The following is a 23,428-nucleotide window of genomic DNA, read 5'->3' as shown; positions in this document are numbered from 1 at the left end:
TCCATCATGCCTATTTCTTGCCCGGCGTGCCGTCGAATTTCTTGCCAAGGCTGGTCCAGCAATCGATGTAATCATCCTGCAACGGCGCTTCACGGGCGGCAAAGGCGGTCAGGTGCTGCGGGAAGCGGGTTTCGAACATGAAGCTCATGGTCTCGTCCAGCTTTTCGGCGCGCAGTTCGGCGTTCGATGCCCCTTCGAACGCCTGTTTGTCCGGCCCGTGCGGCAGCATCATGTTGTGAAGGCTCATCCCGCCGGGCACAAACCCTTTGGGTTTGGCATCATAGACGCCATAGATATTGCCCATCAGCTCGGACATGATGTTCTTATGATACCATGGCGGACGGAAGGTATCTTCGGCCACCATCCAGCGTTCGCGGAACAGAACGAAGTCGATATTCGCCGTCCCCTCGACCCCCGAAGGCGCGGTGAGAACGGTAAAGATCGACGGATCGGGGTGATCGAACAGGATCGCGCCGACCGGGCAATAGGTGCGCAGGTCGTATTTCACCGGACAATAATTGCCATGCCAGGCCACCACATCCAGCGGGCTGTGGCCGATCTTCGTCTCGTGGAACTGACCGCACCATTTCACCGTGACGGTCGAAGGCACCTCGCGGTCTTCAAAGGCGGCAACCGGCGTCTTGAAATCGCGCCGGTTGGCCATGCAATTGGCGCCGATGGGGCCACGGCCCGGAAGCTGAAACTTCTGACCGTAGTTTTCGCAGACAAAGCCGCGGCAGGGCCCCTCGACCACCTCGACCCGGTAGACAAGGCCGCGCGGCAGCACGGCGATCTCTTGCGGCTCAAGGTCGATGATCCCCAGTTCCGTGCAGAAGCGCAGGCGGCCTTCCTGCGGCACCACCAGCAACTCGCTGTCGGCGCTGAAGAAATAGCTGTCCACCATGCTTTCGGTGACAAGGTAGATGTGGCTGGCCATGCCGACCTGGGTGTTCACATCGCCCGCCGTCGTCATTGTGCGCATTCCGGTCAGCCAGGTCAGGCTTTCGCCCGAATGCGGCACCGGATCCCAGCGGTATTGGCCCAGAGAAATCACGTCCGGGTCGATATGCGGCGCCGATTTCCAATAGGGCAGGTCGATCTTGGTAAAGCGCCCGGTATGCTTGACCGAAGGCCGGATGCGATAGCACCAGGTCCGTTCGTTCTGATGGCTCGGCGCGGTGAAGGCGGTGCCGGAAAGCTGCTCGCCATACAGACCATAGTTGCATTTCTGCGGGCTGTTCATGCCCTGCGGCAGCGCCCCCGGCAGCGCCTCGGTTTCAAAGTCGTTGCCGAAACCGGGCATATAGCCGGGATGGGTGCCCGTGGTGTCGGTAGCGCGGGTCAGACCGCTGATGCTGGACTGGAAATTCATGCTCCCCCCGGAGGCGATGGATTTGATGAGTCTCTCTGGCGGCAATTATCGTTGCACTTGCAACGATGTCAACAGAAGTCTGCTCCGGGGCAACAGAGCGCCTTTTTAGCGGTTCATTCGCGGAAGGGCGGCGGCAGAAGCCAGTGTCACGGCAGAGGCCCAGAACAGGATCAGCCAGAAAAAGCCGCGATCCCCCATCAGCCCGATCAGTTGCGCGCAAAGCAGCGGCAGAATGATGGCCCCGATCAGGCCCGAACCGATGATCACCGGCGGCACCCGTGCATCGCTGCCCATCTTGCGGGTGGCGGTCACGAAAAACCCGTGGAAAAACAGACTGGCCGAAATGCCCATGGGCGGAAAGAACCACGCCGGGCTGATGAACAGCGCCCCCAGGGCGCAGATCACGGTGAAAGCCATCGAGGCGACATAGACCGAAAACGCCGGAATGCGGTCGGCCACGAAAACCAGCACCAGCCGCGCCACCAGATACGAGACGTAGAAGATCGACAGCAGTTGCGATGCCTCTCCCGCCGCCACCCCGGCGCGGATCAGCGCCGTTGGCCCCAACGAGACCAGCGCCGCCTCCATCCCGATGGCCACCACGCCAAAGATCAGCATCGGCCAGTGCAGGCGGTAGCCGGTCCGTTCGGTCGCAGCCCCCACGGCGTCGCGGCTGACCGATCCCGAGGCCAGCCAGATCACCGCGCCAAAGGCGGCGAAGACCAGAAAGGTCGGTCGCGGCTCGGACCCCAGCGCAAGGAAGACCAGCGGCGCAGCGATGGCCCCAAAGGAAAAGATGGCGTTCAGAAGGCTCATCATCGCGCCGCCGCGGCTGCCATAGGCCGACAGGATGCGCGGGTTGAACACCGCTGCAAGGCTGCCATAGCCAGCCCCGAACACCAGCCCGCCCAGAAGGACCAGCGGCCACCACGGCGCCAGCCCCATAACCGCCGCCCCGATGACCGAAGCCGCCAGCCCCGGGCGCGGGCCCGCCTTGCCGGCGGCAAGGAACATGCCCACCACGCCCGAGAAACAGCCAACCCAGAAGGACGAGATCAGCCAGCCGGCCTGCGCGGTATCAAGGCCGAAATGTTGCTGATAGACCGGCAAGGCGGGGCCGAAAATTGCCTGCGCCAGCCCCAGCAGCACAAAGCTTGCCAATCCCGACGCCATCAGCGCCCGCCGCGCTGCCACTGTGCCTTGCATGTTCCGTCCTCTGTACGCACTGGCGCCACCATTTCCGCGCGCCCCGGAAAGGTCAACCAGATGGCTTGCGCGCCGGCCCGGCGCAAGGCACCTTTGGCGACAAGACTTTTGCGGGGGACATCATGGGTTTCGATCTGGCGGCCTTCCTGCCCTATCAACTGGCCGTCGCCGCCTCGCGCGTGTCGCGCGGCTTTGCCGAGCGCTACAAGGCCGAATTCGGCCTTTCGATACCGGAATGGCGGGTGCTGGCCCATCTGGCGCAGTCGGATTCGGTTTCCATCCGCGAGATTCATGCCCGGGTGGATATGGACAAATCCAAGGTCAGCCGGGCGGCGGCCCGGCTTGAGGCGCAGGGCCTGATCGAAAAGCGCGCCCATGCCGAGGACCGCCGCCTGCTGGATATGCGACTGACGGCCAAGGGCCGCACGCTGATCGACCGGATCGTGCCGATCGCCGATGCCTATCAGGCCGAGGTTCTGGCCCGGCTGGGGGTGGATGCTGCCGCCTTCCGCGCGGCGCTGTTGTTGTTACTGGAAGAACCATGATCCTTTTACATGATTACTGGCGTTCCTCTTCGGCCTATCGGGTGCGGATGGCGCTGAACCTGTGCGGGCTTGCCTATGAACGCGCGGCGGTTGACCTGTTGTCGGGCGCACAAAAGGCCGCCGACAATCTGGCGCGCAATCCGCAAGGACTGGTGCCGACGCTTGAGCTTGACGGGCTGGTTCTGACCCAATCTCTGGCCATCATCGAATACCTGCATGACAGCGGCCGCGGCAGTTTCCTGCCGCCCGACGCGGCGGGCCGTGCCCGGGTGCGGGCGCTGGCCCATGCCGTGGCGATGGAGATTGCGCCGATCTGCAATCTGTCGGTGCGCGCCCATGTGCAGCGCCTGACGGGCGGCACCTATACCGCCGAGGATTGGCAGCGCCATTACATCACTCAGGGGCTGGCGGCGCTTGAGGTGATGCTGGACAGCCCGGCCACCGGGCGCTTTTGCCATGGCGATGCGGTGACACTGGCCGACCTTTGCCTTGTGCCGCAAATCTACAACGCAGAAAGGGTCGGACTGGACGTTACGTCTCATCCCCGGATCGCGCGGATTGTGACAGAACTGCGGGACATCCCCGCCCTTGCGGCGGCCCATCCCGACAAGGTGAAACCATGACCGATATCGTCATTCTCTCTGCTGCCCGCACTGCCATCGGCACCTTTGGCGGATCGCTGGCCGCGCTGCCGCCGATCGAAATTGCCACCCATGCCGCCCGCGCCGCGATTGAGCGGTCGGGTGTCGCGGCGGCGCAGATCGGCACCGTGGTTTTCGGCCATGTCATCAACACCGAACCGCGTGACATGTATCTGAGCCGTGTTGCCGCGATGCAGGCCGGTGTGCCCGAAACAGCGCCCGCGATGAACGTCAACCGCCTCTGCGGTTCGGGCGCGCAGGCCATCGTTTCGGCGGCGCAGGCGCTGATGCTGGGCGATGCCGATTTCGCGCTGGCGGGCGGGGCGGAATGCATGAGCCGCTCGCCCTATGCGCTGACCGCTGCGCGCTGGGGTCAGAAGATGGGCGACACCAAGGCGCTGGACATGATGACCGGCGCCCTGACCTGCCCCTTCGGCACCGGCCATATGGGCGTGACGGCCGAGAATGTGGCCAAGCGCGACGGCATCAGCCGCGAAGATCAGGACGCTTTCGCGCTGGAAAGCCAGAGCCGCGCCGCCCGCGCGATTGCCGAGGGGCGCTTTGCGGAGCAGATCGTTCCGGTCGAACTGGCCAGCCGCAAGGGTCCGGTCAGCTTTGCGCAGGACGAACATCCGAAAGCCACCACGATTGAGGCTCTGGCGGGCCTGCGCCCGGCCTTCCAGAAAGACGGCACGGTGACGGCGGGCAATGCCTCGGGGCTGAATGACGGGGCGGGGGCGCTGGTGCTGGCGCGGGCCGATGCGGCCAAGGGGCTGAAGCCCCGGGCGCGGATCATGGGCTATGCTGTCGCGGGGGTGGACCCCACGATCATGGGCATCGGTCCGATCCCGGCGGTGCAGGCGCTCTGCGCCAAGCTGGGGGTCAAACCGTCGTCCTTTGACGTGGTGGAATCGAATGAGGCGTTCGCGGCGCAGGCCATTGCGGTGACCCGGGCGCTGGAGCTTGATCCGGCACGGGTGAACCCCAATGGCGGCGCGGTGGCGCTGGGCCATCCGGTGGGGGCGACGGGCGCCATCGTGACGGTCAAGGCGCTGCACGAGTTGGAGCGGACCGGCGGCAAGACCGCACTGATCACCATGTGCATCGGCGGCGGTCAGGGGATTGCGCTGGCGATCGAGCGGATCTGAGGCGAAGATTTTTCGTCGAAAAATCTTCGGTCAGCGCAGCCGCACCGTGGCGCGCGCTGACCGCCCCTCGGCGTCGATCACCGAAAGGGTGACAAAGCCGGTGCCAAGGCCCGCCAGCATGACCTCGCGCCCGGTCAGGGCCAGCGCAACCGGCACGCCATTCGCCATCCAGGTATAGGGCGGCGTGCCGCCCGCGACCCGGGCCAGCAGCCCCTCGGGCAGCAGCTCCACCTCGGCGCCATCGGGGGGGAAGCTGACGGCGGGGGCATCGGGGGTGGGTTTGAAGGCGGCGTGACGGTCGCGGAAATGCTGCAAGGGCTGCGGCAGTTGCGCGTTGGACACCAGCAGCGTCGCGGGGGGCGCGGGCGGTTGAGGCGCCAGTTTGGGTTTAAGCCGGGCGAAAGCCTGAAACAGCACCGGCGCGGCAAGGTCGGCGCCAAAGGCGCCCGGAACCGGCGTGCCATCGGGCCGCCCCATCCAGACCCCCACCACATGCCGCCCGTCAAAGCCGATGGCCCAGGCATCGCGGTGGCCATAGGAAGTGCCGGTCTTGTAGGCCAGCCTGTTGGCAGGCGCGCCCGGCGGCGGGGCAAGGCCGGCAAGGATATCGCCAACGAACCACGCGCTTGTCGTGGCCATCAGGCGCTGGCCCTCCTCACTGTCGCCCAACCGCCAGCGCAGCGGCAGGGCCACCCCGCCGCGCGCGATGGCGGCGTAAAGCTGCACCATGTCTTGCAGGGTCACCCCGATGCCACCCAGCGCGATGGCCAGCCCGGGCTGGCCCGGCGGCAGGCGGTATTTCACCCCGGCCCTGTCCAGCGCGGTCAGCAGTCGCGCCGGGCCCAGCGCCTCGGTCAGGGCGACCACGGGGATGTTCAGCGACTGTTGCAGCGCCTCGCGCAGGCGGATGGTGCCGCGATACTGCCGGTCGAAATTCTGCGGGCGGTAGCCGTTGAAATCGGTCGGGCGGTCTTCGATCAGGGTTTCGGGATGGGCCAGCCCCTCATCAAAGGCCAACCCATAGACCAGCGGTTTCAGGGTGGAGCCGGGGCTGCGCAGCGCCTGTGTCATATCGACAAAGCCGGCACGGGCATCGGCGCGGAACGCCGCCGAACCGACCGAGGCAAGAATTTCGCCGCTTTGGTGATCGGCCACCACCAGCGCGACCTGCACCCGATCGCCCTGCCCGGCCACCACCTCGGCTGCGAGCTTTTCCAGCGCGGTTTGCAGGCTTTTGTCCAGCGTCAGGGCGTGGCGCTGTGCCGTCGGGTCTTCGGCACGGGCGCGGTCGGCCAGATGCGGCGCCAGCGCCGGAAAGGGACGGCGGGTGGCGGGCACGGGTTCGGTGCGGGCGGCGCGGGCTTGATCGGCGTTGATCAGGACCGCCCCCTGCATCCGGTCCAGCACGCGGTCGCGGGCATCGCTGGCGCGGGTGATATTGCGGTCGGGGCGGCGGCTTTCAGGCGCCTGCGGGATGGCGACCAGCAGCGCAATCTCGGCGGGCGTCAGGCGGCGCGGTTCCTTGCCGAACCATGACAGGGTGGCGGCACGGATGCCCTCAAGATTGCCACCATAGGGGGCAAGGTGCAGATAAAGCGCCAGAATCTGCGCCTTGGTCAGCCGCCGTTCCAGTGCCAGCGCCACGCGCATCTGCCGCAGCTTGCCCTCCACCCTGCCGGTGCCCGATTCCTCCAGCAGTCGCGCGACCTGCATCGTCAGGGTCGATCCGCCCGACACCACCCGGCCATAGCGCAGCGCCTGCGCGGCCGCGCGCAGCACCGCGCGCGGGTCCACGCCGGGGTGATCGTAGAACCGCTTGTCCTCATAGGCGACCAGCGCGGCCAGAAAGGCCGGGTCCACCTGCCCCGGGTCCACCGCCAACCGCCAGCGGCCATCGGCCACGGTATAGGCGCGCAGCAGCGCCCCGCCCCGGTCCACCACCTCAACCGAGGTGGAGACGACCAGCGGCGGCAGCACCGTTGCATCGACCCATAAGTCAAAGCGGTCGCGCCCGTAGGCGGCAAGCCAGAGGCCCGCCGCCAGCGCAAAGACCCAAGCCGCGCGCATCTTACTCGGCGATCACCAGACGGCCGGTCTCGCTGCGGCCCGTCAGGTCGGGGCGATACATGTCTTCGACCGAGGCCGCCGGGTGGTGGAAACTGCCGGGCGAGATGGCGCGCACGATATAGGCCAGCCGGAAGGGCTGATTGTCGTAGCGGTCAATCGCGGTCAGGAAACGGTCCTGCCGGAATTCGCTGTGCGCCACTTCGGATTGCAGGTTCAGCCAGTCAAGCGCCTGCGTCGAGCCGCCGGTGATCAGGTTAGGATTGTCGATCTCCAGCCCCGCCGGAAGCGGATCGTTCACCATCAGCCGCGCTTCACCGCGACCAAAGGGCGTCACCTCCAGCACCACGACCAGCCGGTCACCCACCTTGAGCCCGTCCAGCGTCGCCGCCTCACCGGCCAGCGTGTAATAGCTGCGGGTGATGGCATAGCCGGTGCCGCCTGCGGGTTCGGGTTCCGACGGCACGCCATAGGTGGTGATGGTCAGCGTCGTGTCGGCGTCGCTGCCGTTCTTCACCGCCACCGGCTGCGTCGCCCCCGCGTCCAGCACCTTGACCAGCGGCCCACCCGCAGGGGCACCGTCGATGGTGATGCCCTCGGCCCCTTTGCGGTCGATCAGCGCATTGGCCGCCAGCAGGGCCCAGGTTGCCTCTTGCGTCGAAAGGCTGCGGTCCTGAGTGATGCGGGTGGTCAGCGCCTCGCGGTCCACGGCCTGACTGCCGGTTTCCGCCGCCAGTGCCAGCACCGCCGCTGCATCGCGGTAGGTGGTGCCATAATCGGCGCGGAAGATCTGCTCGGTCTCCGGGCCTTTCAGCGCATCCAGCGCCACAGCGGCACGGCGGAACATCGCATCCGCGCGGGGCTGGTCGCCATAGCTGGCCAAGGCCGCGCCCAGTTGCGCCATCGCCGCCGGGGTGGCAAAGGCATCGCCCTTGACATCGACGTAATAGCGCAGGTCGCCCACCGCCGCCGCGCCTTCACGCGCCAGCACCATCAGCGCATAGGCCAGCGCCTCGCCGCCCTTATCGAAATCGGGCTGATAGTTGACCTGATTGCGCAAGTTGTCGAGCGAACGGCGCAGCGCCAGTTCCGGCACCTCGAACCCGCGCGCCTTGGCACGGCTGAGGAAGTCGGTCACGAAGGCATCCAGCCACATGTCGCCATCGGCAGGCCCCCAGAGGCCAAAGCCGCCATTGGCCGACTGGTTCATCAGGATTTCGGTGATGGTTTCCTGCACCCGGCCCTTGATGTTGTCGGCCTGCGGCAGGTCCAGCGCCACCGCCACCTGATCGAAATACAACAGCGGCAGCGCCTTGGAGGTCATCTGCTCGGTGCAGCCATAGGGATAGCGGTCCAGCGCCGCGAGGATGCCGGGCGCGTTCAGCCGGGCAATCGGGCCGACGGCCATCGTCGCCTTGGCGGTGCCGGGGATCATCCCGGCAAAGGCGTTCTGGTCCAGCGTGAACGACTGCCCCTTGGCCAGCGTCAGACGGCTGACGCGCACCACCGGCGGGTCATTGACCTGCACCGGGACGGTCAGCTCTTTCTTCAGCACCTTGCCGTCCGGTGTGGTCAGCGAAACCGTAATGGTCTGGTTGCCGACCGCCCCCGCCGTGACCGGCACGGCAAAGACCGCCTTGGCCTTGTCGCCCAGATCAAAGCCCGACGGCACATCGCCCAGCGTCAGGCCGGCCGAGGCAACATCAAGGCTCATCCGGCCCGAAGGCCCGGTGGCATGGACGATTTCCAAGAGCAGACGGCTTTCATCGCCCGGCGACAGGAAGCGCGGCAGGCTGGCCGTGACCACCACCGGATCGCGCACCAGCACATCGGCATTCGCCTGCCCCACGCCGCGTTTCGACCAGGCAACGGCCATCACCTTCACGCTGCCGTTGAACGAGGGCAGGTCAAAGCTGGCACGGGCATAGCCATCGGCATCCACCGCAATCGGGCCGGTGAAATAGGCCACCAGCTCTTCCGTGGGGGGAGGGGCCTGCAGTCGCGCCTGCGCGCCCGCATCGCCGCCCGAACGCACGGTGCCTTCGGCTCCGTTCAGACCGTCGATCAGGCGGCCATAAATGTCACGGATGCCGACGCCCAGCTTGCGCTGACCAAAGTAATGGCCCTGCGGATCGGGTGGGGTAAAGCCGGTCAGGTTCAGGATGCCCTGATCAATCGCCGCGATGGTGACAAAGGCGGCATCGCCCGCGGCCACGCCATCGACCTTGACCGCCACCGCCATCGGCCCGCGCGGGGCGGCTTCGGCGGCGGTTTCAATCGTCGCCGTCAGCGCCCGCGTGCCCGGGTCAATCGTGGCATGGGTCAGGCCCAGCGCTCGGGCCGGGTTGCGGCCCGCCGCAACATCCATCGGCCGCAGCGCCGAAACGGTAACATAAACCCCTGCACCCCAATCATCGGTGACGGCCAGCGGGATCAGGTTTTCGCCCTCTTTCACCTCAACCGCCTGCATCGCCACCAGCCGGTTCGACAGCACGGTGACCAGCGCCGTTCCCGCCGCACGCGGCACCACCCGCAGCGTGGCGGTATCGCCCGGCTTGTAGGCGGGTTTGTCCAGCGAGAGTTCCAGCGTGTCCGGCGTGGCGCTGGCATCGGCGGGCGCATACCAACCGGCCCAGAACAGGGTAGAGGTGGCGGCCTCGCCATCCACCCGTTCCACCTTCAGCTCATATTCACCCCATTCCACCTTGGCGGCAATTTCCGCCGCCTGCGACAGGTCGGACAGCCCTTCGGCAACGCGGGTGCGGGAATAGACCGGCTCCCAGTTCCAGTTGCCATAGCTTTGATACCATTGATAATTCGTCTCGATCCGGGTGATTTCCCAGCGCACCTTCATCGGGGTCGCCTTCGCATCCGCACCGACGCCGACCAGACTGAACCGCGCCTCGCTGCCTTCGGGCACCACCGCATCGAACAGCGGCTTGACCCCGATCAGCGGGTTCGCGGGCGTCAACAGCTTGGTCACCTGCCGCTCCACCGGGCGGCCCGAACCTTCGGCGACGCGCACGGTGGCGCGCATTTCCAGCGGCAGGCCCGGATCATCCACCGGCGGCAGGTCCAGCGTGACCAGCGCGGTGCCATCCTCAGCCGTGCGGGTGCCGCCAAAGCTTTGCATGACGGCCGAGAAGGGTTGGTCATGGCGGCCAAAGACATAGCCCGGCCAGGCTTCAAGGCCCTTGGCAGCACGCAGCAGCACCTCGCCCTCAACCGCCAGATCGGCCCCCGGGGCACCGAACAGGTATTTCGCCGAAACGGTCAGTTCCGGGGTATCGCCCAGCCGGACGGCCTGATCGTCAAGGGTCAGGTCAAAGTCGATCCGCTCGGGCAGGAAATCCTCGACAAGGAAGGTCTTCGACTGCAAGGCGCCAGCATCGGCATCGGCATAAACCTCAAGCCGCCAGACACCGCGCGGGGCGGAACCGGCAATCGGCAGGGCAAAGACATGCCCGCCCGCCCCGCCATCCTGCACCAGCGCGCGGGAATATTCGACGCCATCGGGACGCAGCAGCACGGCGGTCAGCGGCAGACCTTCCACCGCCTCGGCCTGCGGATCGCGGGCAAGGGCGGTGGCATAGACGGTTTCCCCGGCGCGGTAGGCGCCCCGGTCGGTAGTCAGGAAGACATCAACCGGCGGCGCGGCTTCGCGCCCTTCCACCCCACGGTCAGACAGGTCAAACTCGGGGTCGGTCATCGACAGGAAGGCAAGGTCGCTGTCGCCCTCTTTCGCCACGATCATCGCCGGAGCGGCAGCGCCGGTGCCAAGCGCCAGCCCGGCATCAAAGCGGACATAGCCCTGCGCATCGGTCTTGGCAGACCCCAGAACCTCGTTCGTCTGGCTGAGGAGTTCAACCGTCACCCCCTCTTTCGCCGCCGCCGTGCCCAGCGAGCGGACGAAGACATGCAGCCCATCGACCCCGCTCATCGTGGTCAGGCCAAGGTCGGACACGACGAACCACTGCCATGCCGCGCCAATCTGATAGGGGTCCACCCCCGGCACCGCGGCGCGCAGGGCATAGACGCCGGCAGGTTGGCCATCAATCGCCTCGCCCATCGGCAGGCGGGTGGTCAGGTCGCGGTTGACCTCTTGCTTGACGCTGGCATCGCCATGCCAGACCTCGGTGCCGATCTGGCTGCCGAAATCGTATTCCTGATATTCCATCATCGGCCAGCCGAAATAGCCGTTCTGCGTGGCCCGCAGCAGGTTGCGGTCGGTCACCCGATACAGCGTCAGTTCCAGCTTTTCGGTGTTCACCGTCTCAACCGGGATCGAGGCACCCGCCATGCGCGGCAGGACATAGCCGCGCCCGGGGAAGCGCACCCCGGGGTTGCGGTCGCGGATATAGGCGGTGATCTCGACCGATTTCGCCAAAACCTGACCATCCGCCGCCGGAAGCCCCTCGCGGAAGGTCACCGAATTGCGGCTGCCATGGGTCAGGCCCTCGATACACAACTGCCGCCAGCCGTCGAAGCTGACCGACAGGTCGGGTGCGGGAAGCTGGACGAAGGTGGCGTAATCCACGCCCGTCTTCACCAGATCCTCGGTGAAATTCACGCAGATGCGGGGGCGGGCGGAATCGGCCTGCACCTCGTTATCGGCAACGCGAAAGCCGTATTTGCCGATGGCATCGTCCAGCGCGGCAGCGGTATCGTCGCGGTGCTGCAACTTTTCCGCCAGACGCAGCGCCTGCACCGTGTCGCGGCCACGGTCGGCACCTTCCAGCGCGTCGGCCATGGTCACCAGAATCGTGTGCTGTTGCGCGGCGCCGTCCGCCCGCAGATAGGCGTTGACGGCGGCTGTGTAAGCCTGCTCCAGCAGGCCACGGTTGGACCCGGGGTTAACTTGACCCGCCGCATTCAGCAGCCGGGCATATTCGGCCCAATCTGCCGCCGTATCGGTCAGGTTCAGCGCTGCACCAACAAAGCGGCTGGCCTCCAGAAGGTCGCCCTTGGCTTCCGCCTCGGCGGCGGCGGCAAGATGCTCTTCGGCGGAGTAGCCGTTGGTGACATGGGCATTGGCCAGATTGGCCGCCTGCGCGGTCACGCCGGGCAGTTCCCAGGCCCCGACAAAGGTCAGTTCCGCCGCCCGCGTCGCCGCCAGCGCCTCGGCCTTGGCATCGCCTTCAATCACGATGCCGGAATAGGCGCCCTGATAGGTCTCGGGCCCGCCCGCGCCCGATTTCGGAAAGCACGATCCGTTGCGGGTGTTGAAGGTGAAGGCGGTGCAGACGCGGTTGGTCAGGCAGGCCCGCTCGCAAGCGTCCAGCGTGGTGTCGAAAATCGAGGTGAGGTCGCCGCCCGGCATGTCGGTGTTTTCCGACAGCACGAAACGGCGGTCCGGGATCAGATCATCGGCCAGCGCCGGGGTCAGTGCGGGGGCCAGCGCCCCGAGCCAAGCAATTGCAAGCACCGCAAAAAAACGGGCCGGGCGAAAACCGCGCATCTGAAAATCCTCCGAAACTGAACGCGGGGAATCTCGCATGGGGTCTGCGGCTTCGCAAGGATTCTCGGGGCGGCGAAAGGATTTGTCACGTTAAGCGCCCGTTCATCTTGTTGCGGGAATGTTCTGGTGAGTCGCCCGGGTGAAACCCGGTGCCAAGGGTCAGGACGGCGGAATGGACATTGCGGAACGGCTGGCAAAGGAACGGCGCGCAAGACTGGCGGCCGAGCGGCTTCTGGAACAGAAAAGCCGTGAGCTTTTTGCCGCCAATGAAAAGCTGGCCCTGCACGCCCGCGCCCTTTCGGACCAGATCGTCGAACAGCGTCAGGTGGTGAAATCCGCCTTGACCCAGGCCGAGGTGCTGAAGGGTCAGAACTCGCGCTTTCTGGGCGATCTGGAAAAGGCCCATACCGCCGCCGTGATGGCCGAGCGGCGGCTGTGGGATTCGATCAACACCATCGAGGATGGCTTTGCCGTTTTCGATTCCAACGCGCGGCTGGTCGCCGCCAACCGCGCCTATCTGGCCGTCTTCAACGGCCAGCGGGTGGAGCCGGGCATCGGCTATGCCGAGCTTTTGCGCGTGGCGCTGCAATCTGGCGTGGTCGATCTGCCACCCGGCGGCGCCGAAGACTGGATTGCCATGATGCTCTCTCGCTGGGAGGGAGAGGTGGCCGAGCCGATTGAGCTGATGCTGCAGGGCGGGCGCTGGGTGCGCATCGCCGACCGGCGGGCGCGCGACGGCGACATGGTCAGCCTTGTGCTGGACATCACCGACCAGATGCGGATCTGGGCCGCGATCGAGGCTATTCCAGACGGTTTCGTGCTTTTCGACAGGGAGGAGAGGCTTTTGACCTGCAATCAGCGGTATCGTGACACCTATCACGAATCGGCCCCCGCCATGGTTCCCGGCGCGCGGTTCGAGGATATCCTGCGCTTTGGCCTGTCGCGCGGCCAGCACCTTGATGCCATCGGACGCGAGGAGGAATGGCTGGCCACCCGTCTGGCGCAGCACCGCAACCCCGGCGCGGCGGTGGAGCAGCAGCTTGCCGATGGCCGCTGGATCCGCGCGCAGGACCACATGACGCCCGACGGCGGCCGCGTGGGCCTGCGGGTGGACATCACGCGCGAAAAGGAACAGCAAAAGGCGCTTGAGGATGCCCGTTCGGCGGCCGAGGCGGCCAGCCGGGCCAAATCGGCCTTTCTTGCCAATATGTCCCATGAAATCCGCACGCCGATGAATGGCGTCGTGGGGATGGCCGAACTTCTCTGCGACACCGCCCTGACCGAGGAACAGCGCCTGTTCGCCGAGACCATCCGGTCGTCCGGCGAGGCGCTTCTGGTGATCATCAACGACATTCTGGACTATTCCAAGATCGAGGCGGAACGGCTGACGCTTTACCCCGAACCCTTCGATCTGGAACGCACCATCCATGAGGTGACGATGCTCTTGCAGCCGCGGGCGCGCGAGAAGGGCCTTGATCTGATGATCGACTACGACATGTTCCTGCCCACCCGCTATGTCGGCGATCCGGGGCGGCTGCGGCAGGTTCTGACCAATCTGATCGGCAACGCCGTCAAGTTCACCGAGGCGGGTCATGTGCTGATCCGCGTCGTCGGTCTTGAGCTGGACGAGGGCCGTCAGGAGCTGCATGTGACGGTCGAGGATACCGGCATCGGCATCGCGCCCGAAAACCTTGAACATGTCTTTGGCGAGTTCAATCAGGTCGAAAGCCAGTCCAACCGCAAATTCGAGGGCACCGGGCTGGGTCTTGCCATCACCCGCCGCCTGATCGAGCGGATGGAGGGCGCCGTCTGGGTGGACAGCGAATTCGGCCGTGGCTCGTGCTTTGGTTTCCGCCTCTCGCTGCCGGTGGCGGAAGAGGCGGGGGCGCCGCGGCTGCCGGTGGATATCCGCCGTGCGCTGGTGGTGGATGACCAGTTTATCAACCGCACCATCCTTGAACGGCAGTTGGTGCCCTGCGGAATCGAGGTGGTGCTGTGCCGTTCGGGTGCCGAGGCGCTTGCCGCCGCCGAGACTGCGCAGTTCGACGTGATCATCACCGACCACGAAATGCCCGAGATGGACGGCCTTGCCCTGACGCTGCGGTTGCGGGCGGTGGGGGTCGCAACGCCGGTGATCCTTCTGTCCTCGAATCCCGGTGCCGCGCGGGAAGAGGCGGGGGCGGCCGAGTTGGCCGCCGTCCTGCAAAAACCGCTGCTGCGGGCCGATCTCTACCGCCGCCTGCAATCGCTGACCCATCCCGCGCAAGAGGCTTTGCCCCTTCCGGCACCGCTCGCCCCGGGTGAGCGGCGGGCGATGCGGGTGCTGGCGGCAGAGGACAACCGCACCAATCAACTGGTGTTTCAGAAGATGGTGCGCGAAACCGGGATCGAGCTGACCTTTGCCGGCAATGGCCGCGAGGCGGTCGAGCTTTACCGCGCCGTCGCACCCGATCTGGTCTTCATGGACATCTCGATGCCCGAGATGGATGGCCGCGACGCCGCCCGCGCCATCCGCAAGCTGGAGGCCGGACGGCGCCATGTGCCCATCGTGGCGCTGACCGCCCATGCGATGGAGGGCGATGCCGAAAGCATCCTTGCCGCCGGGATCGACCGCTACATGACCAAACCGCTGCGCAAGGGCGCCATTCTGGACATTCTGGCCGAGTTCTGCCCCGATGAAGCGCATCCGGTCCAGATCGTGGCCGAAGCGATGACCGGCACATGAGCGCGGTATCCCGACAGCATGTGCCCGTCAGACCGGCCGCACCATGGTCAGCGCGGCACGAAAACCGAAGACCAGCCGCAGGGCACCGATCGGGGTTTCGCGCGTGACGCGAAAGCCCAGCCGTTCATAGAGCGCCCGGGCACGCGGGTTGCTGTCCACCACCTCCAGCCGCACCCCGGCATGGCCGCGCGCCCGGGCCTCGTCGCAGATCGCCTCGACCAAGGCGCTGCCGATGCCCAGACCGCGCGCATCTGCGGCCACGCAGATGCCGTCGAGGGCGAAATGATCGTCCGGCCCCTCATGCCCCAGCGCCCAGAGCAGCGGCAGGCGCCATGCGGCGCCAAGCCGCCCGTAGTGCGCCCGCACCTCTTCGACCGAACCGCCGGCAAAGCTGCCTTCCGCGCTGCGATAGCCCGCCATGCCCAGAAGCCGCCCGGCATCGTCCAGCGCCACGATGGCGTGATCGGGCCGCATGACCGCCCGCACAAAGGGCAGCGCCCGTGCCTCTGGCCCCAGAACCCGGCCCAGCTTGCCGCCAAACGCCTGCCAGTAAAGCTGCGCTGCCGCGTCCCGGGCGGATTCGGGAATGCCATGGCGCAGGGTCACCCTCACAGCGCCGCCTCCAACGCGGCCACATGACCCGCGCCCAGAATCCAGCCCTCTTCGCGCGCCGCCTCGGGCACGTCCAGCAAAGGCGCCAGATCCACCCGGGCCAGCGCCCGCGACAAGAGGCGCACCTGCACCTCATCCCGCAGGGGGTTGGTGTCAGCCGCCACCGCCCGGGCGAGGAGCGAGGGATAGACCTCGGCCAGCACCACCGGCGCCTCGGGCGCATCGAACGGCCAGACCGCCACGCCGGGGAGCGACGCCAGCCGGTGGATCATCGGCAGGCCCATGAGCGCCTGACTGCCCGCGGCGCCGGTGGTGTAAAGCTTCCAGACCGGCTGCGCGCGGGGCACCAGCCGCTCGACCGCACGACGCTCGGACAGGCCAAGGGCGGCGTAATTCACCGTCTTGCGCGCCGGCAACCCCGGCAGGTTCAGCCCCGGCGGGCAGCCCCAGAACGGCCCCGCCCCACCCATCTGCCGGTTGATCACCGCCGCCAGCGCAAAGCGGTTGTTGGCATTGTCCGGCCCGTCCATGATCCGCGCCGCAAGCCAGGACCAGACCGCCCGCGCCGATGCCTCTCCGGTCAGCCGGGCGGCAAAACCCGCCGGATAGCCGAAGGGAAAGTCGAACCCGATCAAAAGCCTGCGCCCTGCCGCCAGTTCCTGCGCAATCAGGTCGCGCAGCGCCGCCTCGGCCAACGCCCGACCCCGGAAATAGCGGCTTTCCTGCCCGTTCCGGCCAATCCAGACGGCATCCGGCGACGGGCGGGCGGGCGAAAGGACCGAAGCGGCGGACCAGTCCACCACCACCACGCTGTCAAACCGGCTCATCGCGCGGCCTGCAACAGCGCCTCTGCCGCGGCAAGGTCTTCGGGCGTGTTGAGATTGTCGAAACTGCCGTCATCGGGAAAATCGGCCAGCGCGGCCTGCGCCGCGAAATCCATCAGCCGGGGCTTGACGCCCGAGGCAAGGAAATCCGCCAGCGGCCCCGCCATGGCCACAGGCCAGAGCGCAAAGACCGGATGGACCCGCCCGCCCGCGCGGGCAATGGCCATGCCATGCGGCGCGGTCTCGGCGGCAAGGCAGAGGCGGGGCACCAGATCGCCGGGAACAAAGGGGCTGTCCACCGGCACGGTGACCAGCGCCGTCGCCCCCTCTGCCGCCGCGCGCCGCAAACCCGCCAGCACACCCGAAAGCGGCCCCATCGGCGCCGCATCGGGCAGGACGGTCAGGCCAAAGCGGGCGAACCGCGCCGCATCGCCATTGGCCGACAGCCAGAGCCGATCCACCTGCGGTGCAAAACGGTCGATCACATGCGACAAGAGGGGCCGCCCGGCGAGCAGGACAAGCGCCTTGTCGGCCCCCATCCGCCGCCCCTCGCCCCCCGCCAGAACACAACCGTCGATCCGCAAGGGGCCCTCCGGCCTTAGTCGCTTTCCTTGGGCGGCAGGACTTCCTGCTTTTGCTGCACCAAGAGAACGCCGTGATTGTCGTCGGCATCATCATCGGTGATCCGGCGCGTCGTGACACCCGGCAACTTGCCGAAAGCGTCGGAGAGCTTGTTGGGGAACCATGTGCCCGGGATGCTTTCAAAGCCCGGAACGCCCGACAGGATCGAGGTGATGGAATGGGCGCATTGCGCCTTGGGCACCGCACCATAGGCTTTGGCCCGCGCCATCACCAGATCGGCGATCTCGGGTGACACCACAAGCGTCTGCTCGATCACATCAAACGTCTCACGCGCATGATAGTCGATGTAGAAACTCACCATCCGGTCGGTCACGCCGAAATGCACGTCATTGCGCTCGGGCAGGGCCGGGTGGTGCCATGTGCCGGCGGGATCGAACATCACCCGTTCCGACCCGTTGATCAGCAGGCCCGAATGCGCGCCTGATCCGCTGCGGGTGCTGACCACGGTGAAGAGCGTGATGGTCTTCGGGCCCGGGGCAACGTAATGGGCCGCGGCCACCGCCGTATCGGGCGCCCAGACCGGCTCGGCGGTCGAGCAGGCGGACAGGGCAAGGGCGGCAATCAGCGCAAGCGCCTTGAACGGGGTCATCTGAGGCGCTCCGCTTGGTCGGTTCAGGCGTTGGCCAGAGCCATGAAGATCAGCACGAGGATAGAGATCACCGCACCCCAGGTTGACAGCTTCACAAAGCCCGCGAAGGTCTTTTCCTGAGCCCGGATATCCATGCTGCCCTGCTTGTGTTCGGCCATCTGTCGCGTCCCTTCCTGCTGCGCTTTCCCGCACATAGCCGATTCACGGCGCGCTGTCACGGGGGCAGAAACCGCAGGCAAAGCCACTTACGGATGGGCGTCGATCGTCGCCTCAAGCCAAGGCAGGAAATTCGACACCCGCGTATAGGCCGAGAAGAGGGCCGTTTCCTCGCAGCCCTTTCCGTCGGCCGCCGAAAGGCCCCAACTGACCACACCTGCCTGAATATAGCTGCCATCCTCCAAGGGCACCACCAAGGGCCCGCCGCTGTCGCCCGAACAGGCGGTCTTGCCGCCCTCGAACGTGCCGGAACACAGCATGTTCTGGCTCATCGGTGCCGGGGCGCGGGCGACGAGTTCGTCCCACAGCGCATAGGCGTCTTCCTCTTTCAGGCTGAGAACGCCAACGGCATAACCGAACCCGTCCACCGCCGCTTCGGCACGCGCCTCCAGCATGGCCTGATTGCACTGGTTGCGGTCCATCATCTGAATCTCGGTCTGATGCATGGCCTCGGGATGCGCGCCGCCTTCGGTCAGGCCCCAGCCGGTGACGACCGTCACCACGCCCGGCTGGTCCAACAGGTCGCCGAACTGGGCGTCGGGCACCTGAATGGTGGCATAGGGCACCTGCGGCGCGCGGGTCAGCTTGATCAGGGCGATGTCATGGTCAAAGGCGGTGCCGACATAATCGGGATGGCGGTAGATGCCCGCCACGCCCACCAGATCGCCCTTGCCCGGCGCGATGGTGTTGGTGCCCACCAGAACCGAGATCTTGGCCGGTTCCAGATCGGCCCAGTTGCCCGCGTCATCGGCCATATGCACGCAATGCGCCGCCGTCAGCACCCATTGGTCAAGGATCATCGAGCCGCCGCAGAACTGCCCGTCGGGCGAGACCGGCGCACCGTTGATCATCAGCGCCACCTGCCAGGGCCAGGCCCCTTCGGCCGCCACCGCCCCGCCGATCACCTTGCCGCCGCCTGCCGCCCGCGCAGCCGCCTCATGCGCGGCCTTGGCGCCCGAGCGGGCGTATTCATAGGGGTTCTTGCCCGCCGGTTTCAGCGCAAAGGGCTTGTCCTCGGCCAGCGCCGCACAGGGCAGCGCCAGCATCAGGGCGGCAATCAGCAAACGGTTCATTCTTGTCCCTCTCCCAAGGCAGACCCGGCGCCAAGCCGCACCGGCTGCCGCAGCATCATGACGGCAGCGGGGCGGGTGGAAAAGCCCCGCGTGACGCTGCCGCCCGTCATCCAGTCTTCGATCCAGTTTTCGGCCGGCCCGCTGAGGCTGGCAAAGCTGCGGGTCATCGCCGGTTCCGCCAGCCGGGTCAGGTCGGCGCGCGCGCCATCCTCGCCCACCGGCACGGCAAGCAGCAGCAACTCCTCGAACCCGGTTGAGCCGGGCAGGATCTGCAGCCCGGCCCGCGCGCTTTCGCCGGGGGCCAGCCTGTTGGACAGGCCCGCCTGCGGCCAGACCGGCGAGATGGTGAAATCGGCGTTGAAATACAGCGCCGAGACATCCAGCACCTTGCCGGAAACATTGGTGAAGGTCACCCAAAGCTGATCGCAGGGCTGCAGGCCGCGGGCCGGGTCCACCGGCTCTTTCGGGCCGAAATCGGTGCATTGGCCGCCCCCGTCGCGGCCCGGGCGCCGCTCATAGCGCGCCTCCAGCGCCGGTTTGCCAGTCAGGCTGCGCCCGGCGAGCCCCGCCAGAAGCTTGCGCAGCCGCAGGGAATGACCTGCGGCGGTCAGCACGCGCTCCACCGCCATCGCCTCGGTTTCGCTGCCCTCAAGCGCAATCCGCGGGGTCGAGCCGGGGCCACCCGGGTCCAGCACGCCGTCCGGCCCAACCAGCGCAACCTGACCGCCGGTCAGGATCGGCACCAGATCAACCTCGCCCTTGGCAGCCTCTGGCAGCGCCGCCTTCCAGCGGTCATAATCCGCACCATCCGCCTTCACCGGCACCGCCAGCCGCAGCGGCGGCGGGGGCGCCGGGGCCACCACCTCGGCCCAAAGCGCGCCCTGCGGCACCATGCCCGACAGCCCGGCGCTGCGCGCCTCGACCCCGGTCAGCACCGCCTCGCCCAGCATCTCGCCCCCGGCAGGAGCGGCAAAGAAGGCCACCGTATCGCCCTCGGCCAGCCCTTGCAGCAGGCCGGCAGACAACGCCCTTGCCTTGATGGCATGGCGCAGCGCCACCGCGCCCGTGCCGAAAACCGGCGCCTGCAACAGCGGCCCCTCGCCATCGGGCACCTGCCGCGCCGGTCCCTGCACCATCGCATCCGAGGTCGCGGCCAGCACCTGCGCCCAACTGGCACCGGGCGCTGCCTGCAGGATTTGCGCCAGTCACAAGGTGAACTCGCCATGCCAGCCGCTGCCATCGGCCAGCGGATATTCAAAACTGCGCTGATCGGATTGCGAGGAGTAAAGGAACACAAACTCCCCTGTCAGCGGCGGCGCAGGGGGGCCGGGGGGGGCGGATGCCACCCCCGCCGGGATCGACAGCGCCTCGGCCCCCAGCCCGCGCGGCACGCCCGCCCCGCCGACCGCGCGAAAGCCGGTGGCGGAATGGCAGGCGTCGATTAGCCCGACCAGCTTCACCCCCCTGGCCAGCACGCCCTGCGCCCAATCCTGCAATTCGTCGTCCATAATGGCGTTTTCCACCGCACCGATGGCGCCTTTCCAGCCCGCGGCATCGGCGGGCAGCAGGATTTCGTCATAGCCGCCGCCCTCGTCGCCGCTCAGGTCGGGCGCCTCTGCGCCATGGCCAGAGAAGTAGAAAACCACCGTATCACCCGGCGCGGCACCGGTCTCAAGCGCCACCATCGCCTGCAGGATCGCGGCACGGGTCGGCTGGCCGGTTGCAATCGCCGGGTCCAGCCCGCTGGCGTCCGAGGTCAGCGCCACCATCGCCCCCGGCGCCACACCGCGCGCCGCCAGCACCCCGGCCATCAGGCGCACATCGTCGGCAGGGCCTTTCAGGTCGGCATCCAGCACGGTGTAATCCGACACGCCGACCAGCAGCGCCCGCGTCTCGGCCTCCGCAGGAACGGCAAGCAGGGCCAGCAGGGCAAGGGGCGCATTAAACCGGGTCATGGCCGAAAGATACCGCCCCCTGCCGACCGGGCAAGGGGCTGCGGCGGCGTGACGAGATTTGTCATGCCGCATCTGCGATGCTGCATCCGCAAATTCAGCTTGCAAGCAAATGCGCAACAATATATCGCCATACGCAATTCAGACGAAACATCCTTGCCGAGAGACCCTGCGATGAGCTTCCGCCTGCAACCGCCCGCCCCCGCCCGCCCCAACCGCTGCCAGTTGTTCGGCCCCGGCTCGCGGCCCGCGCTGTTCGAGAAGATGGCGGCATCGGCGGCGGATGTGATCAACCTTGATCTTGAGGATTCGGTGGCGCCCACGGACAAACCGCAGGCGCGGGCGAATATCATTCAGACGATCAACACCATCGACTGGGGCCGCAAGACGCTGTCGGTGCGGATCAACGGGCTGGACACGCCCTTCTGGTATCGGGATGTGGTGGACCTGCTGGAGCAGGCGGGCGACCGGCTGGACCAGATCATGATTCCCAAGGTCGGCTGCGCCGCCGATGTCTATGCGGTGGATGCACTTGTCACCGGGATCGAGCGGGCAATGGGGCGGACGAAGCCGATCAGCTTTGAGGTGATCATCGAATCGGCCGCCGGGATTGCCCATGTCGAGGAAATCGCGGCCTCCTCCCCCCGGCTGCAGGCGATGAGCCTGGGGGCAGCCGATTTCGCGGCCTCCATGGGAATGCAGACCACCGGCATCGGCGGCACGCAGGAGAATTACTACATGCTGCGTGAGGGCGCGCGGCACTGGTCCGACCCCTGGCACTGGGCGCAGGCCGCCATCGTGGCCGCCTGCCGCACCCATGGCGTGCTGCCGGTGGACGGGCCCTTCGGCGATTTCTCGGATGACGAGGGGTTCCGTGCGCAGGCCCGCCGCTCGGCCACGCTGGGCATGGTCGGCAAATGGGCGATCCACCCCAAGCAGGTGGCATTGGCCAATGAGGTCTTTACTCCCTCGGAGGCTGCCGTGGCCGAAGCCCGCGAAATCCTTGCCGCGATGGAGGCCGCCAAGGCCCGGGGCGAGGGGGCGACGGTCTACAAGGGCCGTCTGGTGGACATCGCCAGCATCAAACAGGCCGAAGTCATCGTCAAACAGGCCGAGTTGATCGCATCCTCGTGATCGAACCCGTTGACAGGATGCCTGCGAAACGGGCAGACCTGTTACCGAAGCGTCACGATTCGACAGTGACGCCACGTCATACCCGCGCGGCGAAGGGAAAGGAGGCCCGACGCCGCATCCTCGGGAGGAAGAGCGCGCCCCGTAGTCTTCTACGGGGCGCAGCTTTTTGCCGGGTTGGCCACCGTTCCCCGCGCCCTAAATCTTGCCGAGTTGCATCTTGCCCCCCCTTTGGCCATATAGGGACGGTCCGTTGCGGAGTGCCCGATGAACTATCTGGATTTCGAAAAGCCCCTCGCCGAAATCGAAGGCAAGGCCGAAGAATTGCGGGCGCTGGCCCGGGCCAATCCGGCGATGGATGTCGCCAAAGAGGCCGAGGGGCTGGACCGCAAGGCGGATACCCTGCTCAAAGACCTCTACAAGGCGCTGACGCCCTGGCAGAAATGCCTTGTGGCCCGCCATCCCGACCGCCCCCATACCAAGGATTACATCGACGCGCTGTTCAGCGAATATACCCCCCTTGCCGGTGACCGCGGCTTTGCCGACGATCATGCGGTGATGGGCGGTCTTGCCCGGTTCAACGATCAGCCGGTCATCGTGATCGGCCATGAAAAGGGCAATGACACCAAAAGCCGGATCGAGCGCAACTTTGGCATGGCCCGCCCCGAAGGCTATCGCAAGGCGGTGCGGCTGATGGAGATGGCCGACCGTTTCCGCCTGCCGGTGATCACCCTGATCGACACGCCCGGCGCCTATCCGGGCAAGGGCGCCGAAGAGCGCGGGCAGGCCGAAGCGATTGCACGTTCTACCGAGAAATGCCTTGAGATCGGCGTGCCGCTGATTTCGGTGGTGATCGGCGAGGGCGGATCGGGCGGGGCCGTGGCCTTTGCCACGGCGAACCGGATCGCCATGCTGGAACATTCGGTCTATTCGGTGATCAGCCCCGAAGGATGCGCCTCGATCCTGTGGAAGGATGCCGACAAGATGCGCGAAGCCGCCGAGGCGCTGCGCCTGACCGCGCAAGACCTGCAAAAGCTGGGCGTGATCGACCGGATCGTCAAGGAACCGCTTGGCGGCGCCCAGCGTGGCCGCAAGGAAACCGTCGAGGCGGTGGGCAAGGCGATTGAAGCCATGCTCAAGGAGCTTTCGGGCAAGAAGCCGGACGCGCTGATCAAGGACCGTCGGCAGAAGTTCCTCGACATGGGGTCCAAGGGGCTGGCGGCCTGATCC

Annotated in this window: 18 protein-coding genes; 6 read left to right on the top strand and 12 right to left on the bottom strand. The window is 66.8% G+C overall.

Annotated features, from left to right (window positions below):
- Nucleotides 1-10: 10 nt before the first annotated feature.
- Both hmgA and HS053_RS01205 read right to left on the bottom strand, forming a co-directional pair.
- Nucleotides 11-1,372: a homogentisate 1,2-dioxygenase gene (gene hmgA / locus HS053_RS01210; protein WP_458358870.1), complete on the bottom strand. Its 1,362-nt coding sequence runs from the start codon at nt 1,370-1,372 to the stop codon at nt 11-13.
- A 105-nt stretch (nt 1,373-1,477) separates the two neighbouring features.
- Nucleotides 1,478-2,578: an MFS transporter gene (locus HS053_RS01205; protein WP_174209359.1), complete on the bottom strand. Its 1,101-nt coding sequence runs from the start codon at nt 2,576-2,578 to the stop codon at nt 1,478-1,480.
- 122 nt (nt 2,579-2,700) lie between these two features.
- Between HS053_RS01205 and HS053_RS01200 the strand changes: the two genes are divergently transcribed.
- From HS053_RS01200 to HS053_RS01190, 3 genes are read left to right on the top strand one after another with little or no spacing between them, the layout of a single operon-like run.
- Complete coding sequence (locus HS053_RS01200; protein WP_174209358.1) at nt 2,701-3,123, top strand: MarR family winged helix-turn-helix transcriptional regulator; 423 nt, start codon at nt 2,701-2,703, stop codon at nt 3,121-3,123.
- Nucleotides 3,120-3,746 (top strand): maleylacetoacetate isomerase, encoded by a 627-nt coding sequence (gene maiA, locus HS053_RS01195; protein ID WP_174209357.1) that lies wholly within the window; start codon nt 3,120-3,122, stop codon nt 3,744-3,746. The genes HS053_RS01200 and maiA overlap by 4 nt, the downstream gene beginning before the upstream one ends.
- Nucleotides 3,743-4,912, top strand: a complete 1,170-nt coding sequence (locus HS053_RS01190) for an acetyl-CoA C-acyltransferase family protein (protein ID WP_174209356.1) — start codon at nt 3,743-3,745, stop codon at nt 4,910-4,912. Before maiA ends, HS053_RS01190 begins: the two co-directional genes overlap by 4 nt.
- A gap of 30 nt (nt 4,913-4,942) precedes the next feature.
- Here the strand turns inward: HS053_RS01190 and pbpC are convergent, their stop codons facing one another.
- Together pbpC and HS053_RS01180 are read right to left on the bottom strand one after the other, a co-directional pair.
- The gene (gene pbpC, locus HS053_RS01185) at nt 4,943-6,979 is read right to left on the bottom strand and encodes a penicillin-binding protein 1C (protein ID WP_174209355.1); all 2,037 of its coding nucleotides are present in this window, start codon (nt 6,977-6,979) and stop codon (nt 4,943-4,945) included.
- Nucleotide 6,980: 1 nt separating this feature from the next.
- Nucleotides 6,981-12,434, bottom strand: coding sequence for an alpha-2-macroglobulin family protein (locus HS053_RS01180; RefSeq protein WP_174209354.1), 5,454 nt, complete (start codon nt 12,432-12,434; stop codon nt 6,981-6,983).
- Between the two features lie 172 nt (nt 12,435-12,606).
- On the opposite strand from HS053_RS01180, the gene HS053_RS01175 reads away from it, so the two are divergent.
- Nucleotides 12,607-15,159 (top strand): hybrid sensor histidine kinase/response regulator, encoded by a 2,553-nt coding sequence (locus HS053_RS01175; protein ID WP_174209353.1) that lies wholly within the window; start codon nt 12,607-12,609, stop codon nt 15,157-15,159.
- Nucleotides 15,160-15,186: 27 nt separating this feature from the next.
- On the opposite strand, the gene HS053_RS01170 is transcribed toward HS053_RS01175, so the two are convergent.
- From HS053_RS01170 to HS053_RS01135, 8 genes are all read right to left on the bottom strand, one after another.
- Nucleotides 15,187-15,771: a GNAT family N-acetyltransferase gene (locus tag HS053_RS01170; RefSeq protein ID WP_174209352.1), complete on the bottom strand. Its 585-nt coding sequence runs from the start codon at nt 15,769-15,771 to the stop codon at nt 15,187-15,189.
- A complete protein-coding gene (locus HS053_RS01165; RefSeq protein WP_174209351.1) occupies nt 15,768-16,598 on the bottom strand; it encodes a molybdopterin guanine dinucleotide synthesis in 831 nt (276 codons plus the stop codon). The genes HS053_RS01170 and HS053_RS01165 overlap by 4 nt, the downstream gene beginning before the upstream one ends.
- A complete protein-coding gene (gene mobA, locus HS053_RS01160; RefSeq protein WP_174209350.1) occupies nt 16,595-17,179 on the bottom strand; it encodes a molybdenum cofactor guanylyltransferase MobA in 585 nt (194 codons plus the stop codon). Before mobA ends, HS053_RS01165 begins: the two co-directional genes overlap by 4 nt.
- A 14-nt stretch (nt 17,180-17,193) precedes the next feature.
- Nucleotides 17,194-17,826 (bottom strand): hypothetical protein, encoded by a 633-nt coding sequence (locus tag HS053_RS01155; protein WP_174209349.1) that lies wholly within the window; start codon nt 17,824-17,826, stop codon nt 17,194-17,196.
- A gap of 23 nt (nt 17,827-17,849) precedes the next feature.
- Nucleotides 17,850-17,984, bottom strand: coding sequence for an aa3-type cytochrome c oxidase subunit IV (locus HS053_RS01150; protein WP_174209348.1), 135 nt, complete (start codon nt 17,982-17,984; stop codon nt 17,850-17,852).
- 87 nt (nt 17,985-18,071) lie between these two features.
- Nucleotides 18,072-19,115, bottom strand: coding sequence for a S1 family serine peptidase (locus tag HS053_RS01145; protein ID WP_174209347.1), 1,044 nt, complete (start codon nt 19,113-19,115; stop codon nt 18,072-18,074).
- Nucleotides 19,112-20,275 carry a hypothetical protein gene (locus HS053_RS01140; protein WP_174209346.1) on the bottom strand — a complete coding sequence of 388 codons (1,164 nt, stop codon included), beginning with the start codon at nt 20,273-20,275 and terminating at the stop codon, nt 19,112-19,114. The genes HS053_RS01145 and HS053_RS01140 overlap by 4 nt, the downstream gene beginning before the upstream one ends.
- 45 nt (nt 20,276-20,320) lie before the next feature.
- Nucleotides 20,321-21,070, bottom strand: a complete 750-nt coding sequence (locus tag HS053_RS01135) for a caspase family protein (protein WP_174209345.1) — start codon at nt 21,068-21,070, stop codon at nt 20,321-20,323.
- Nucleotides 21,071-21,241: 171 nt separating this feature from the next.
- Here HS053_RS01135 and HS053_RS01130 point away from each other — a divergent pair, with 171 nt between their 5' ends.
- A complete protein-coding gene (locus HS053_RS01130) occupies nt 21,242-22,201 on the top strand; it encodes an L-malyl-CoA/beta-methylmalyl-CoA lyase (protein WP_174209344.1) in 960 nt (319 codons plus the stop codon).
- Nucleotides 22,202-22,465: 264 nt separating this feature from the next.
- The gene (locus tag HS053_RS01125; RefSeq protein ID WP_174209343.1) at nt 22,466-23,425 is read left to right on the top strand and encodes an acetyl-CoA carboxylase carboxyltransferase subunit alpha; all 960 of its coding nucleotides are present in this window, start codon (nt 22,466-22,468) and stop codon (nt 23,423-23,425) included.
- Nucleotides 23,426-23,428 lie beyond the last annotated feature (3 nt).

It is taken from the genome of Tabrizicola fusiformis, assembly GCF_013328815.1.
In the GTDB taxonomy this organism is placed as follows: Bacteria; Pseudomonadota; Alphaproteobacteria; order Rhodobacterales; family Rhodobacteraceae; genus Fuscibacter.
This window is presented reverse-complemented; position numbering and strand designations above follow the sequence as displayed.

What these genes read in the sequence shown, in the direction of transcription:
- hmgA (WP_458358870.1), bottom strand. Translation starts at nt 1,372, where the DNA reads ATGAATTTCCAGTCCAGCATCAGCGGTCTGACCCGCGCTACCGACACC.
- HS053_RS01205 (WP_174209359.1), bottom strand. Translation starts at nt 2,578, where the DNA reads ATGCAAGGCACAGTGGCAGCGCGGCGGGCGCTGATGGCGTCGGGATTG.
- HS053_RS01200 (WP_174209358.1), top strand. Translation starts at nt 2,701, where the DNA reads ATGGGTTTCGATCTGGCGGCCTTCCTGCCCTATCAACTGGCCGTCGCC.
- maiA (WP_174209357.1), top strand. Translation starts at nt 3,120, where the DNA reads ATGATCCTTTTACATGATTACTGGCGTTCCTCTTCGGCCTATCGGGTG.
- HS053_RS01190 (WP_174209356.1), top strand. Translation starts at nt 3,743, where the DNA reads ATGACCGATATCGTCATTCTCTCTGCTGCCCGCACTGCCATCGGCACC.
- pbpC (WP_174209355.1), bottom strand. Translation starts at nt 6,979, where the DNA reads ATGCGCGCGGCTTGGGTCTTTGCGCTGGCGGCGGGCCTCTGGCTTGCC.
- HS053_RS01180 (WP_174209354.1), bottom strand. Translation starts at nt 12,434, where the DNA reads ATGCGCGGTTTTCGCCCGGCCCGTTTTTTTGCGGTGCTTGCAATTGCT.
- HS053_RS01175 (WP_174209353.1), top strand. Translation starts at nt 12,607, where the DNA reads ATGGACATTGCGGAACGGCTGGCAAAGGAACGGCGCGCAAGACTGGCG.
- HS053_RS01165 (WP_174209351.1), bottom strand. Translation starts at nt 16,598, where the DNA reads ATGAGCCGGTTTGACAGCGTGGTGGTGGTGGACTGGTCCGCCGCTTCG.
- HS053_RS01155 (WP_174209349.1), bottom strand. Translation starts at nt 17,826, where the DNA reads ATGACCCCGTTCAAGGCGCTTGCGCTGATTGCCGCCCTTGCCCTGTCC.
- HS053_RS01150 (WP_174209348.1), bottom strand. Translation starts at nt 17,984, where the DNA reads ATGGCCGAACACAAGCAGGGCAGCATGGATATCCGGGCTCAGGAAAAG.
- HS053_RS01145 (WP_174209347.1), bottom strand. Translation starts at nt 19,115, where the DNA reads ATGAACCGTTTGCTGATTGCCGCCCTGATGCTGGCGCTGCCCTGTGCG.
- HS053_RS01135 (WP_174209345.1), bottom strand. Translation starts at nt 21,070, where the DNA reads ATGACCCGGTTTAATGCGCCCCTTGCCCTGCTGGCCCTGCTTGCCGTT.
- HS053_RS01130 (WP_174209344.1), top strand. Translation starts at nt 21,242, where the DNA reads ATGAGCTTCCGCCTGCAACCGCCCGCCCCCGCCCGCCCCAACCGCTGC.
- HS053_RS01125 (WP_174209343.1), top strand. Translation starts at nt 22,466, where the DNA reads ATGAACTATCTGGATTTCGAAAAGCCCCTCGCCGAAATCGAAGGCAAG.